Source organism: Caballeronia sp. LZ035, assembly GCF_031451175.1.
Taxonomy (GTDB): domain Bacteria; phylum Pseudomonadota; class Gammaproteobacteria; order Burkholderiales; family Burkholderiaceae; genus Caballeronia.
The window spans coordinates 352,790-366,860 of sequence record NZ_JARUXS010000003.1 but is presented as its reverse complement, the minus strand read 5'-3'; the positions used below and the strand labels follow the sequence as shown (position 1 = coordinate 366,860).

At 66.9% G+C, this 14,071-nt stretch carries 14 protein-coding genes; 13 read left to right on the top strand and 1 reads right to left on the bottom strand.

The genetic code is table 11. The annotated features are described in order from the left end of the window. The first annotated feature begins 83 nt into the window (after positions 1-83). From QCE88_RS24595 to QCE88_RS24535, 13 genes are all read left to right on the top strand, one after another. The gene (locus QCE88_RS24595) at positions 84-404 is read left to right on the top strand and encodes a hypothetical protein (RefSeq protein ID WP_309907196.1); all 321 of its coding nucleotides are present in this window, start codon (positions 84-86) and stop codon (positions 402-404) included. After that, the gene (gene sctJ, locus QCE88_RS24590; protein WP_309907194.1) at positions 401-1,252 is read left to right on the top strand and encodes a type III secretion system inner membrane ring lipoprotein SctJ; all 852 of its coding nucleotides are present in this window, start codon (positions 401-403) and stop codon (positions 1,250-1,252) included. Before QCE88_RS24595 ends, sctJ begins: the two co-directional genes overlap by 4 nt. Beyond that, a complete protein-coding gene (locus QCE88_RS24585) occupies positions 1,249-1,830 on the top strand; it encodes a hypothetical protein (protein ID WP_309907192.1) in 582 nt (193 codons plus the stop codon). The genes sctJ and QCE88_RS24585 overlap by 4 nt, the downstream gene beginning before the upstream one ends. Then, complete coding sequence (locus tag QCE88_RS24580; RefSeq protein WP_309907190.1) at positions 1,824-2,537, top strand: FliH/SctL family protein; 714 nt, start codon at positions 1,824-1,826, stop codon at positions 2,535-2,537. Before QCE88_RS24585 ends, QCE88_RS24580 begins: the two co-directional genes overlap by 7 nt. Then, positions 2,534-3,517 carry a FliM/FliN family flagellar motor switch protein gene (locus QCE88_RS24575; protein ID WP_309907188.1) on the top strand — a complete coding sequence of 328 codons (984 nt, stop codon included), beginning with the start codon at positions 2,534-2,536 and terminating at the stop codon, positions 3,515-3,517. Before QCE88_RS24580 ends, QCE88_RS24575 begins: the two co-directional genes overlap by 4 nt. Next, positions 3,514-4,173, top strand: a complete 660-nt coding sequence (locus QCE88_RS24570; protein ID WP_309907187.1) for an EscR/YscR/HrcR family type III secretion system export apparatus protein — start codon at positions 3,514-3,516, stop codon at positions 4,171-4,173. The genes QCE88_RS24575 and QCE88_RS24570 overlap by 4 nt, the downstream gene beginning before the upstream one ends. Then, the gene (sctS, locus tag QCE88_RS24565; RefSeq protein WP_309815595.1) at positions 4,170-4,445 is read left to right on the top strand and encodes a type III secretion system export apparatus subunit SctS; all 276 of its coding nucleotides are present in this window, start codon (positions 4,170-4,172) and stop codon (positions 4,443-4,445) included. The genes QCE88_RS24570 and sctS overlap by 4 nt, the downstream gene beginning before the upstream one ends. Positions 4,446-4,447: 2 nt before the next feature. Continuing rightward, positions 4,448-5,173 carry a flagellar biosynthetic protein FliR gene (locus QCE88_RS24560; protein ID WP_309907185.1) on the top strand — a complete coding sequence of 242 codons (726 nt, stop codon included), beginning with the start codon at positions 4,448-4,450 and terminating at the stop codon, positions 5,171-5,173. Between the two features lie 6 nt (positions 5,174-5,179). Next, positions 5,180-5,920, top strand: a complete 741-nt coding sequence (locus QCE88_RS24555) for an EscU/YscU/HrcU family type III secretion system export apparatus switch protein (RefSeq protein WP_309907183.1) — start codon at positions 5,180-5,182, stop codon at positions 5,918-5,920. 1 nt (position 5,921) lies between these two features. After that, positions 5,922-7,997, top strand: a complete 2,076-nt coding sequence (locus QCE88_RS24550) for a flagellar biosynthesis protein FlhA (protein WP_309907181.1) — start codon at positions 5,922-5,924, stop codon at positions 7,995-7,997. Then, positions 7,997-9,319 (top strand): FliI/YscN family ATPase, encoded by a 1,323-nt coding sequence (locus tag QCE88_RS24545; protein ID WP_309907178.1) that lies wholly within the window; start codon positions 7,997-7,999, stop codon positions 9,317-9,319. Before QCE88_RS24550 ends, QCE88_RS24545 begins: the two co-directional genes overlap by 1 nt. Positions 9,320-9,324: 5 nt before the next feature. Continuing rightward, positions 9,325-9,750 (top strand): hypothetical protein, encoded by a 426-nt coding sequence (locus QCE88_RS24540; RefSeq protein ID WP_309907176.1) that lies wholly within the window; start codon positions 9,325-9,327, stop codon positions 9,748-9,750. Positions 9,751-9,894: 144 nt separating this feature from the next. Continuing rightward, positions 9,895-13,008, top strand: coding sequence for a hypothetical protein (locus QCE88_RS24535; protein ID WP_309907174.1), 3,114 nt, complete (start codon positions 9,895-9,897; stop codon positions 13,006-13,008). A gap of 379 nt (positions 13,009-13,387) precedes the next feature. Here the strand turns inward: QCE88_RS24535 and QCE88_RS24530 are convergent, their stop codons facing one another. Then, positions 13,388-13,921: a hypothetical protein gene (locus QCE88_RS24530; RefSeq protein ID WP_309907172.1), complete on the bottom strand. Its 534-nt coding sequence runs from the start codon at positions 13,919-13,921 to the stop codon at positions 13,388-13,390. Positions 13,922-14,071 lie beyond the last annotated feature (150 nt).

Here is a 14,071-nt window from a genome sequence, read left to right as displayed (position 1 = left end):
CGCGGCTCGCCGCCGCCGCCGCCGCGCGGGGCACGCTCGAAGGGCACAGACAAGCGCACCCTCAATCCACTCACGATACGTCCATGTCATCACCCATTGTCGACCTGACGCTGTATCAGCCCGACGCGACGGTCCTCCCGCCGCCGCCCACCCACGAACCGGGGCCCGTTGGCCTGGCCAACCACGAGCTGACTCACATCGCCGAACACGTCCAGAACCTCGTGCATCGCCCGTCAGCGGCCATCGCCGGGATGCTGGATCCCGCACGCCGGCAGGGCCCCACGACCGGCGAAATGCTGATGCTGCAAGCCGCCGTCTCCGACTACTCGATCACGCTGCAAACGGTCTCTCATCTGGCACAGGCCACCGGCAGCGCCATCCAATCCCTCACGCAAAGAACATGATTCGCCGCGCCATCATTCTCCTGCCGCTCGTGCTGCTCGTTGCGTGCAAGACCTCGCTGCTCGAAGGTCTCGACGAAGATCAGGCGAACCGGATCGTCGCGGTGCTGAGCCGTCACGGCATCGACAGTTCGAAACTGCGCAACAACGACAAGACCTGGAGCATCTCGGTCGAGGAAGACGAAGTCGTCTACGCGACCGAACTCGCCGGCGCCTACGCGCTGCCGCGCGGAACCCACGCGAATCTCGGCGAGCTGTTCAGCCGTCAAGGGTTGATCTCCAGCCCGGAGGAAGACCAGGTCCGCTATGTGTACGGCCTCACGCAGGAACTCGCCGAGACGCTGGAGAAGATGGACGGCGTCCTGGTGGCCCGCGTGCATGTCGTCGATCCGCCGCGCGATGCGCTGCTCGGACCCGCGCCGCTGCCGAGCGCCTCCGTGATGCTGCGCTATCGCAGCGACGCCAACCTCGAAGCGATGCGCAACAAGATCCGCTCGCTCGTCGCGGGCGCGGTGACGGGGCTCACGCCCGAACGCGTCTACGTGACGATGGTGCCGGTCATGCCGGTCGCCACGCCCGCGGAAGTCTGCGCGCAAACCGGCGCCTGCGCCCCTGCGCGCGCCACCCACGGATCCACCACGCGGGTGCTCATCACGCTGAGCGTGCTGGCCTTGCTGCTGATCGTCGCGGCGTGGATCTGGGACAAGGGCATCCGCGCGTTCCCGAGGCTGCGCGTGCCGGGCGTCACCTTCTTCCGGCGTCGCGGACGCGATAGCGAGCGCGCGAAGACGGAGCCCACCACGTCCACTGACGCTGCTTCCTCCACGACCACGACACGAGACCGTCGATGACCTCCCGCCCCCTCCTCGATATCTCCGGCTGGGCGCATCACAGCTGGCTGCCGCAGCAACGGCCCGCGCGCGGCGAACGGGCGCGCGCCCGCGCCGCCGCGCATCTGTTCACCCGCTTCCCGATGCTGGCGCGCGCCGGCGTCACGCAGCTGCCCTGGTTCGTCGGGCCGCTCGACCGCAGCGCCTGCGCGCGCCTCATGCGCCTGTGCGCGGCGCTTGCGTGCGCGCGTTCGCTGCGTCTGGTGGTGAGCGCGGAGGCGCACGCACGCTTTCAAGTCGCGACAGGCCTGCCGCCGCTCGCGCTGCTGCAATGTCATCCGCGCGGCGACCATCGCGACTTAGCGCTCGATGCACCGGTCGACTGGTTTGCGCGGCGCAGTCTGAGCGTCGCCGGTCTGGCGCTCGCACTGCGCGCCACGCACGGCGACGCGCAGCGAACCTGGACGCGTCTGCGCCTGCCGCTTGCGCACGCCGAGGCGGCAGCGCAATGGCGTCTTGCGCGCGTGTCGCAGCAAACCGCGCTCGAACTGATGGGCGATGCGCTCCAGGTGCTGAATGCGGGGAGGCGGCCATGCTGATCTGGCGTAGCGCCGGCTGGCGCGTCGAGTCCGACGGCTATGTATCCGGCGATGACCTCGTGCACTTGCAGGAACTCGGCGCGCTGCGCCGCGAGATCCACCAGTACGTGCTGCAGGAAACCAGCCGTCTCGCCGAACGCGCGCGCCGCACCCGCCGCCGCGCCTTCGTGCGCGGCCTGCGCGCCGGTCAGGCCGCGGCGCTGCGCGGCCTGGTCGTGCCGGCCGCCGCGACCGCCTATGCGCTCGGACGCCTGCAAGACCGGCTGTTGCAACTCGTGATGCAGGCCGTCACCGATCTCGTCGGCGACCTGCCCTCGGGCGCCACGCTGCCGAACCAGTTGCGCAGCAGCCTGCTGGCCGCGCCGGAACAGCGCCTGCTCTCGGTGCGCGTCGCCGTGTGCGATTTCGCCGAGGCCCGGCATGCCGTCGATCGGCTGGAGCAGGAACTGGGGCTCGCCTTCGTGACCGTGCTCGCCGATGCCGACCTGCCGCCGCGTTCGTGCGTGGTGGAAACCGAAGGCGGCGTGATCGACGGCGGATTGCACCGGCAGCTCGAAGCGCTCGAACGCGGCATGCGTCAGGCGATCGGCGCGGTGCTCGACGAATACACCCGGCTCGACGAACGCATCGTGGCCCAGCTCGACGACATCGGCTGCGACCTGCGCGAAGCGCTCGACGCCCTGTCGCACGGAGGACCATCGGCATGAATCCGTTCAAAGGTCTCGAAAGGCTCACCCGCGATCATGCGGAGCGTCACAACATTGCCGCGCTGCTGTTCGGTGCGCCGCTGCCGGTCAGCGTCGGGCAGCGGCGCTTCACCATCGCCTTCGAGCCGCGCCGCTCGCGCTATCCGGTGCGCCTGCACGGTCACGCATCCGGGCAGCCGCTGCAACTGGATCTGGACGCGCAGGCGCTGCTTCCCGAACTCGCGCGCCGCAGTCTGGAGGCGAGCGGCGCGCATGCCTGCAAGCTGATCCTGGACGCCTGCGAGGACTGGTTCTGCGCGCTCGAAGGCCTGTTCGGCTTCGCGCTCGACGTGACCCGCGTCTCCTACGACGCGGTGCCCGACCCCGGCGCTTATGGCATCGCCGTCACGCACGTACAGAGCGGGCGCATGGCGAGTGTCTCGTTCCATTGCGAGGCAGTCGACCGCTGGCTGCGGCGCCGGCCACACCCTCCGGCCGACCTGCGCGCGCTGGCGCGGCGCATCGTCGTGCCGCTGCCGGTCTGCCTTGCGGGTCCGACGCTCTCGGTAGCGCGCATGCGCCGCATCCGCACCGGCGACGCCCTCGTCATCGACAAGAACCTCTATTACCTTCGCGTGCCGCTGCGCAGTGGCACGCAACGCATCTGCCTGAAAACCATTGGAGATCAAATCGTGCTGGACCGTCCGCTTGAAAACGATCGCGAACCCGTTACCGAACTCACGAGCGAGTTCATTCCGATCGATGCCCTCACCTTCACCTTCGACGCGATGATCGGTTCATTGCGCATCTCGCTCGAGGAACTGAGCCGCTTGCGCAGCGGCTCGCTCGTCTCGTTGCAGATCTCCGTGCGCGAGCGCGCCGTGACGCTGCTGTGCCAGGGCCTGCCGTTCGCGCATGCCGAACTGGTGGATATCGACGACGTGCTTGCCGTGCGCATCACGAGCATGCTCCAACCGACGAACGGTGACGCGACATCATGATCGACGGCCAGACCGGACAGTTGCAGCTGATCGGCATCTTCTTCCTGATGAGCGTGGCGCCGCTCGTCGTGGTGATGACGACGTCGTTCACCAAGTTCAGCATCGTCCTGACGCTGCTGCGCTCGGCGCTCGGCGTGCAGCAGGCGCCGGGCAACCTCGCCATCTCCGGGCTCGCGCTGGCCGCCACGCTGACCGTCATGGCGCCGACCATGCATCAGATCGGCGCGGCGCTCGGCATGGACGAGCGCGGCTCGAGTTCGCAGCCGCAGGGGCTGCCGCCGCTGCCGCAACTCGTCGACGCGGTGCGCGGCCCGCTCGGCGACTTCATGCTGACGCACTCGCGGCCGGCCGAGCGGGCGTTCCTCGTCAATGCGGCGAAGCGCATCGATCCGTCGCGCGAAGCCAGCGAAACCGACTTCTCGCTGCTGGTCCCGGCCTTTCTGATCAGCGAGATCTCCAGCGGCTTCGAAGCGGGCTTTCTGCTGTACGTCGCGTTCCTGGTGATCGACCTGATCGTGGCGAACGTGCTGACCGCCATGGGGATGATGATGCTCTCGCCGAGCACCGTCTCGATCCCGCTCAAGCTCTTCGTGCTGGTGGCCGCGTCCGGCGTGCCGAAGCTCATGCATGCACTCATTCTCAGCTACGCCAAGTGAACCCTCTTCCTTCTCTTGCCTCGCTGTCCGGCGACGCACTGCTGCTCGTGTTCTGGCTCTCCCTGCCGATGCTCGCCGTCGCCACGGCCGTGGGCCTGCTGCTCGGGCTCGTGCAGTCGGTCACGCAGATCCAGGATCAGAGCTTGCCGTACGGCGCGAAGATCATCTGTGTCGGGCTCGTGCTGATCGTCGCGGCGCCGTGGGCGCATCACGAGATCGCGCGGCTGCTCGGGCATGTCTTCTCCATGATCGCCGCCGGACGCACGCGCTGACCATGAACACACTCGACCTGTTCATGGGCTTCGCGTTCTGCATGATCCGCCCGGCCGTGGCGCTGAGCATCGTTCCGTTCGGCAACGACGGCGGGCTGGGCGTCACGCTGCGCGTGCCGCTCGTGCTGATGTTCGCGATGCTGCCCGCGCACGCGGGCCTGCCCGTCGACCTGCTGGGCGCGAGCCTGATGGAAGCGCTCATCGGCCTCGCGCAGGGACTCGCCATGAGCTCGGTCTTCTTCGTGGCGGGCGCGGCGGGCGGCATCCTCGACCAGCAAGGCGGCTACACCGTGGCCGCCGTGTACGACCCCAACTTCCAGCAGGAAAGCGCGCTGTTCGAAACGCTCTTCACGCAGTTCGCCGCGCTGACGTTCTTCACGGGCACGGGGCTCGTCATGCTGTGCGGCTTCTTCGCCGACGCCTGGTCGCTCTGGCCGCCCGGCGGCCCGTATGGCGATGGCGTCGCGCGCCTCTACCAGAGCCTCGCGCTAACCCGGCTGCCCGCGCTGTTCGTGCAGGGCCTGCAACTGGCGGCGCCGCTGCTCGGCCTGATGGTGCTGACCGACCTGTCGCTGGGGCTGGCGGCGCGTCAGGCAAAGCGCCTCAATCCCTTCTCCACCGCGCGTTCCATCAAGGCGATGGTGCTCTCGTTCGCCGCGGCGTCATGCGTCCCGGCTCTCCTGAGCCGTCTTGCCGACCTGTTCGTGCATTCCCTGGTCCTGAGGTAACACGCGATGAGCGACAAGACCATCAAGCCCAGCCCGCGGCGCCTGCAACGCGCGCGCAAGGACGGCGACATTCCCAAGAGCGTGCAGCTGACCACGACCGCGAGCGGTCTGCTGTGGTGGCTGTTGCTGGCGGTGCAGGCGCCCAACGTGTTCGTGGCGTTCGTCAACATGCTCGTGACCGTGACCGCCATCGACCTGAGCCGCCCGTTCGAATCGACCGTCCACGAAGTGCTCGGCGCGCTCGTCGAGCCGGGCCGCGCCGCGCTCGCGCTGGCCGGCATGGGAATGATGACCGTCATCGTTCCCGAGCTGGCGCAGACCCGCGGCCTGATTGCCTTCAAGCGCGTCGCGCCCGATTTCAAGCGCCTCAATCCCATCGAGGGATTCAAGAACCTGTTTGGCCTGAGGTTGCTGGTCGAGACCGGAATCATGCTGGTGCAGCTCGTGCTGCTCGGCTTTCTGGCCTGGCAGGCGCTGTCCGGGTGGATGGCGATGCTCACCGCGTCCCATGCGCTCGCCCCGCGCGCGCAGATCAGTCTGGCGGCAGGCGAGTATGGCCGCCTGCTGCTGCTCGCGGCGCTGTTGCAGATCGCGCCCGCCGCCGCCGACTACGCCTTGCAGCGCATCCTGCACGTCCGCCGTCTGCGCATGGACAAGGACGAGGTCAAGCGCGAAAACCGCGACGACAACGGCGACCACCACTTCAAGAACCGCCGCCGCGCCTTCCACCGAGAACTGAACCAATAACATGTCTGCTTCTACTTCCTCCCGTCTTCACGCGCTTCCCGGCCTGCTCGCGCGCTATGCCCACGTGGCGCTGGCCGCCGGCTTCATCTGCGTGATCGCCCTGCTGATCCTGCCGGTGCCGCCGTTCCTGCTCGACCTGTTCATCGGCTTGAGCTTCTGCGCCAGCTTCGTGATGCTGTTCTCCAGTATCTACGTGTCGCGCGCGGCGGACCTGCCGGGCTTCCCGGCGCTGCTGCTGATGACCACGCTGCTGCGGCTGGCGCTCGCCATCGCCTCGACCAAGATGATCCTGGTCCACGCGCACGCGGGCAACGTCATCTCCGCGTTCGGCGAACTCGTCGCGGGCAACAACGTGGCCGTTGGCGTAGTCGTGTTCGTCGTGCTGTGCGCCATTCAGTTCATCGTCGTGGTGAAGGGCGGCGACCGCATCGCGGAAGTCGCCGCCCGCTTCACGCTGGATGGCATTCCCGGCCGCCAGATGAGCATCGACGCCGACCTGCGCAGCAACCAGATCACCGCCGAGCAGGCCGCGCAACTGCGCGCCGGACTCGAACGCGAAACCTACTTCTACGGCTCGCTGGACGGCGCCATGAAGTTCGTCAAGGGCGACGCCATTGCGAGCTTCGTGGTGGCGCTGGTGAACATCGTGGGCGGACTCGCGGTCGGCATGCTCCAGCGCAATCTGCCGTTCGGCGAGGCCTTGCAGGTCTACACGATTCTCACCATCGGCGACGGCCTGGTGTCGCAGATTCCTTCGCTGATCGTGTCGGTAGCGGCGGGCCTGCTCGTGACGCGCGTGTCGCCTGCGGGCGGCGCGACCAATCTCGGCACGGATCTCTACCGCCAGCTGACGCTTCAGCCCCATGCGCTGCTGATGGCCGGCGCGTGCTGCCTGGCGCTCGCGTTGATCCCCGGCTTTCCGCATCTCCAGTTCGCGCTGCTCGCCGCGCTGTTCGGCGGCCTGGGCGGGCTGCTGATGAGCAAGTCGCAACGCGCGCACGGCAACGCTGTCGCACCGATGCCCGCGCTCGCGCGTGACGGCAGCCGGCGGGTGCCCAGTCTGCTCGATGACGCCGAGACCGGCACGAGCGCCGCGCTGCGCCTGCGGGTGGGCGCGCGCGCCTTCGACGCGCTGCATCCGGAGGCGCTCAACCGGGTGCTCGCGGGGCTGCGTCATGACCTCAACGCGCGGCTCGGCCTGCCGTTTCCGGGCCTGTCCTGCGCACTCGATACGCGCCTCGCACCCGAACGCTATATCGTCGACGTGGACGACGTGGCGTTCGCGAGCGGCTCGCTCCTGCCTGATCATCTGCTGGTGAGCGGCCGCGCCGCCGATGTGACGATGGACGGCGTCGCGGGCTACCGGCTGGGCGCGGAAAAAGCGGTCTGGGTGGCCACCGCCGCGGCGAGCCGGCTCGACCCGGCCGTGTTCACGACCAGCACGCCGGAGGCGGCGCTCAGCGCGCATCTGGTCGAAGTGTTCGAGCGCTGCGCACCGCGCCTGATGGGCACGCAGGAAGCGCGCTTCCTGCTCGATCGCATCGGCGGGGAGTTCCGCGAGCTGGTGGCGCAGATCGAGCAACGCGTGACGACGGTCCAGCTCGCCGCCGTGCTCCGGCAACTGTTGCAGCAGCACGTGTCGATCCGCAATCTGCGCGGCATCCTCGAAGCGGTCCTGCGTGCCCCCGCGCATGAGCACACGCTCGACCGCATGGTGCGCGAAGTCCGTATCGAGCTCGGGCCGCAGATCGTGCGCGGCCACGCCAACCTCGACACCTGGGAGATCCAGGGCGGCGTGTTCGAGCCGGAATGGGAAGCCGAACTCGAAGCCAGCATCCAGCGCGCGCGGGACGGCGAGCCGTACTGCCCGCTCGACTTCACGCAACTCGACACCGTGCGGCGCGTGCTCGGCCAGCATGCGCGCAGCGTGCGTGTGCTGGTCACGTCGGCGACCTTGCGCCCGCACATCGCCCGCGTGCTCCAGACGCTCGGCATTCGCATGGATGTGGTCGCGATCGAAGAGATTCCGCGCGACGTCTATCAGGTCCGCAACATCTTCACTTTCTCGAGGTCATGATGGCCGAGGACATTGCTAACCCCGCGCAGGCGTTGCCCTCCCTGCTCGATTCGCCGACCCTGTCCGGCCGCGTGGTGGAAGCGCGCGGGGTGGTCGTGCGGGTGGTGGGCGCGTCGTTGCGCATCGGCGAAAAAGTCCGCCTCGTGCGGCCGGATACGTTTGAACAGCACAGTGGCGAAGTCGTCGGCTTCACGCCGGACGGCGCGCTGGTGATGCCCTATGCGGGACTCACCGGGCTGTCCGACATCACGCGCGTCGAAGGTTGCGGGCTTGACTGGCATCGGCTCGATGTGCGCAGCGTGCTCGGCCGGGTGATCGACGGCCTCGGTCAGCCGCTCGACGGCATGCCGCCCGCCGCCGCGCGCCCCGCCGGACGCAACGAGGCGCTGGCGGCCATCAATCCGCTCGAACGTCCGCTGATCGCGGAACCGTTCGTGACCGGCGTGCGCGCCATCGACGGCTTGCTGACCTGCGGCGTCGGCCAGCGCGTCGGCATCTTCGCGACGGCGGGCGGCGGCAAGAGCACGCTGATGGGCATGATCGCGAGCGGTGCGCACGCGGATGCCGTCGTGGTCGCGCTGATCGGCGAACGCGGCCGCGAGGTGGCCGAGTTCGTGCACGATCATCTGGGCAGCGCGCGCGAGCGGTCGGTTGTGGTGGTATCGACGTCCGATCGCCCCGCCGCCGAGCGCATCCGCGCGTCGCAGCTCGCCTGCGAGATCGCGAGCGGCTTGCGTGCGCAGGGCCAGCGTGTCGTGCTGCTGTTCGATTCGCTGACGCGCTATGCGCGCGCGCTGCGCGAAGTGGGACTCGCGGTGGGCGAGCCGCCGGTGCGCCGCGGCTACCCGCCGCGCGTGTTCGCCGAACTGCCGCGCATCATCGAGATGAGCGGGCTCACCGCGAGCGGCAGCGTGACCGCGTTTTTCACGGTGCTGGCCGAGGACGAGGACGCGACGGATCCGATCGTCGAGGAAGCGCGCTCGCTGCTGGATGGTCATATTCAGCTGGCGTCGCGGCTCGCTGCGGCCGGGCATTATCCGGCCATCGATATCTTGCAAAGCAAGAGCCGTCTCATGCCGCGCGTCACGCGGGAACGGCATCAGGCTGACGCGCAACGCGTGCGCGAATGGCTCGCGCGTTATCAGGATCTCGAACTGCTGCTGCAAATCGGCGAATACAAGGCCGGCAGCGATCCGGCAGGCGATCTTGCCATCGCCCGGCATCCGGCCATCATGGATTTCCTGCGACAGCCCCCGAGAGCGCATGTTCCGATCGACGAAACGCTCGCGGCACTGCATGCGCTGTGCGCGGGTCAAGGTTGACCGGGATGGGTGCTTCGTCTGCTGTGTCGCGCGGCATACGACTCTGGACGGTACTGAGCCGCGTCCGCGACGTGCGCGTGCAGTGCCGGCTGGGCGAGCTTGCGCGTGCGCAGCGCGGTGTCCAGAGCGCACAGGCGGCGGTCGATCACGCCGTCAGGCAATGCGAACTGCACGCCGGGCGGCTCGCGGGGCTCAAGGACTGGCGCGCGAGCGGACCACATGGCCCAGAGATGTGGCGTCATGCGCGTGAGCGGCATCGCCAGCGGGAGGCCGTGCTGGCGCGCGAAGCAGCCGCGGCGCGAGAGGTTCTGGCTGCGGCGCTTGGCGAAGCGCATACGATTCGCGCGGCGTTGCGGCGCGAGATGCACGCCCAGGACGATGCCCACACGCGCGTTCGGGATGCCCGGGCAAAGGCACGCGGGAAAGACTGAAGCGCAGCCGCCGGCGCACGCGCGATATCGCTGCACCACCCGCGTAGGCCGACTGACAGGGACACTCAATGCACGGATTGCCCTGATGCGCATGAAGAGGACGCGTAGCGGGCGACGTTCATCTTCTTGTCAGGAGCAAGCGAAATGGCTGTATCGACCGTCAGTTCAACATCGTCGGCGTCCACTCAGCCGTATGGCGGCAGCGACGACGACACCGCTTTCGCCAGCCATGACCCGGCGAACGGCTCAGCCTCCGCTTCGGGCGACAACCCGGCCGGACATGCATCGTCCGGCCGGACCGATGGCGACGACGCTGATGACGCATCGTCTACTCAGGGCAATGCGCCTGCGGGGCAGTCGACGTCATCGCAGATTCCTTCCAGCGCGCCGGAGGGCTCGAGCGGCGACGCGACGCAATCGCTTTCTTCTGGAAACCAGGCCAATGCGCCCGCAGGAGAGCTGACGCTGCCGCAACCGATGTCTGCGAATACAACGACCACCAACACGACAACCTTCACCACGCCGCCACTCGCCAACGCTGAAGCGACGCAATTGCTCTCACGCCTGGACAAGGACCCCTCCATCACCAACGACGCCGCCAACGCCAACAGCATGGCCGCACTTCAGCGTGACTCGCTGCGCGGCGCGGATCCCGAGGCCATCGGCTTCGAGCAGCGCACCACGCAGGCGAGTCAGGAGGTCGATGCCTTGCGCGCCGATCAGCGCGACTACTATCGCGGCGCGCTCGCCGCGGGCTCCACTTACTACAATGCCACCACCAGCGATCAGCGTGGACAGATCGCGAGTCAAGTGAACACCCGAATCATCGATCCGATCCACACGGCCTATCAGCAAGCCATGCGCGATCCAAACGCCCGCGTGCAGATGACTTTCAACAAACCCTTCGGCTCCGTCTATCTCGGCGCCGGCGGCCAGCAACAAACCGATCGGCTCACCCGGATGGGCCAGCAGTTCAACCAGGCCGCCACGCCGGAAGAGCGCGCCCGCATCTTCGGGCAGGCCGTTGACCTGCGCCATGCCATGCAGTCGCAGATCGGCACCTTCACCGACCAGGAACGCTCACGCGTGCAGGGCCAGTGGCAACAGGCCGATCAGGAAATCAATCAGGCCCTGCGCGACGCCACGGCGCTTCGCGTCGCCGACGCGAACAGCGGCTTCGACAACGCCAGCTCCTTCCAGCGCCTGAGCTCGTTCATCACCCACGGCCTGAACTCCGAGCGCAACGCGCAGGAGTTCCAGTACCGCCTGACCCAGACGCCCGACGACTTCAAGGCGCTGCGCGACTGGTCCGCCGATGCCACCCGGAAAGCCACATGGGCGACGTCGGCCATACAGAGCGATCCCTTGCGCCGCACGCCCGAGCTCCCGCCGCTGCCGCCCGATCTCACTAAGACCACCACCGAAAACGCGCGCATGGGCAACTTCGGCGGTGACATGCTGTATCGCTATCAAACGGCCAACCACCGCATCCTCGATGCGATGGACATGTATCACGCAGCCTCGCAGAAAGGCCCCATCAAATACACATATGTCGATGACCACACCCCGCCGCTGCCGCTCTGGCAGCAGCAACTCAAGGATGGCCTGGGCCGCTTTTTCGTGGGCATGGTCCCCGGCGTGAATCTGATGACTGACTACATCGTGCCGGCGAAGTCGCTGCCCGAGTGGGCCAGACAGGGCATCGACTTCGCATCGGGCGTGGTCGGCAGCTTCGTGCCCGCAGCGAAGCTCCCGAGATTCGGCAGCGCCGGCGAGATGAAGCCTGTCGGCGAGTTCAAGCCCTCCACGGAGTTCAAACCCACGAACGAGTTCAAGCCTGCCGAAGCACCGGCAACCTCAACCCCTGCGTCAAAATCGACCTCGGGCATCCCGCTGGTGCCCAAGGAATATGCGCGTCCACCTGCCGGCAAGCTGGTGCCCGATGCAGACGCTCGCGGCCTGTATCGCGATGAAACTGGCCAGCAATACATCCAGCAAGGCGGCAAGCGTTACCCGGTGGACTGGAACGAAGCCGCCGATAGCTGGCGGATGAAGCCGCGTGACGGCTCACCCAACTCCCCCAACATGCGTCTCAACGAGAAGGGCAACTGGGAAGTCAATCTGGACACGGGCCTGAAGGGCGGCGCGCCAGGCGACGAGAAATATCGGGTGTGGGGCAAAGCCGTCTATCAGGCTTACACAGCGGGAAGGGAAATCAGCGAAATAAGCCGGGTGTCAGGCATCAGTCCGGAATTGCTCTCGGACTGGATTCGAACCTATGCGTCTGAAAGAGGATTCCCCATACCCCGCCCGCTTCGGATACGCGCGAACGACGCGCTGCGGCATATGCTCGCCGACAAAGCGGCTTCAACCGATGCTTCCGCTGCACGTCAGGCCGCGGCACGCTCTGCGACGGGCACATCAGGACTGGTTTCGGAGCAAGGCCGGGCAGGTCCGTCGTCGGCGTTTCCTGACGTTTCCACCTCGCACAGCTTTCCCATTTCCGAGGTCCAGTACAGGAAAATCCTTGCCTGGCGGACGCACAACATACCGAATGCGCACATCAGCAAGGCAACCGGCATACCGGAAGCGTGGGTCGAGCGAATCCAGTCGCTCGATGGTTACTGGTCGCCCGCGCAACAGAGGTGGGTGGAGTATGTCGATCCGATACGGTATCACGAGGTACAGGCGTCGGCTGGTCGGCCTCGTTACTCAATGACAGTTCAGCAGCACGCCGATATTGTCGATGGGCTCGATCAACGCAAACCGGCCTGGCAGATTGGCCAGGAAGCCGGCGTGCCGACAGACTGGGTCGACCGGATTCAAAGCGGGCGCGGGGAGTATTCGCGTTCGGCACAAGCATGGATTCCAGACGACGAAGTGCGTGATCCGGTCGAGCCGCCGGCGAAGCGGCAACGCACGGGTGTCGAGTCCGGCGCCACCGGTCAATCCCCGCCGCAAACCGGCGCGACGACGCAACCGGAACACGCGGCTCACCCGGAATCCGAGCTGTCCTGGGGACGCCGGGAGCTCACACAGTACTACGAGGAGCATTCGAAAGTCAGCCAGGCGGATTCCGACTCAATCGATGCGTGGCTTGATGGTGACGCTCCCGCACCGCTCAGCCTGAAAACAGAATTGGCTGCCCAAGGTTATTCAGAGATCACGCCGGACATGCTACGCACCTATCTCGTCGGCGGAGGTCCGAGTCTGACGGAGGCTGAGATGCAAAGAATCATGCAATTTTTTGGCTCATAGCGAACTGCTCGAAGTCGAAGCGCGCGCACTGGACATGAATGTGACGGCCCTGGGCGCGCAAACGTGAGCGGCACGAACGCACGAACGCACGGCGCTCTCGCTCGCCGGGTTTTCTCATCCCGTCGAATCACGCTCCGCGCTGGCCAGGATGCCCTACGAACAGCGACGCCACGGCGCCGATCGCGCATGCGTCCGTGTGCGTCATGCGCTGGCACCAGCAGGATAACGGGCACGAAGTCCATCCCGGACGCGTAACGTGCAACGCGTCCACGATATCGCTGCATCACCCGCACGGGCCAGCTGACAGGAATACTCAAAGCACGCATCGCCCCCAGCGCTTCAGCAAGATGACCAGGATCGGGCGACGCCTTTCTTCTTGTCAGGAGCAACTGAAAATGGCTGTATCGAGCGTCAGCACATCATCGTCCGCTTCCACCCAGCCATACGGCGGCAACGACGACGACACCACTTCCGCCAACGCTAACCCGGAGAACGAACCGCCCGCCTCTTCAACGGGCAACGACGCCGATAGCGCGTCCTCCACGCGGACCGATGGCAACGACGCCGACAAGACGTCCTCCCCGCAAACCGATGCGCCCGCAGGGCAGTCCACGTTGTCGCAGATTCCTGCGGCGGACACGACAGCCATGAACACGGCCACTTCCAGCGACGAAGCGACACAGTCGCCTTCGGCTTCATCGGGCAACGAGACCGATAACGCATCATCGACGCAGACCAATGCGGCTGCGGGGCAGTCCACGTCACCGCAGACGCCTGCTCCGAACGCAATGACCACGAACACGACGGACTCCGGCTCGCCGCAGCTCTCCAGCAACGAAACGACGCATCCGCTTTCTCCATCAGCTGGCAACCAGGCCAATAACGCGTCCTCCACGCAGACCAATGCGCCCACAAGGGCGTTACCGCTGCCGCAACCCCTGCGTGCGAACCCAGCGACGACCCATACGGCAACCTCCAACTCGCCGAAGCGTCCCGCCCCTGAAGCGACGCAATCGCTTTCTCCTTCGTCTGACAACGGAGCCGATAACGCATCCACGCAGGG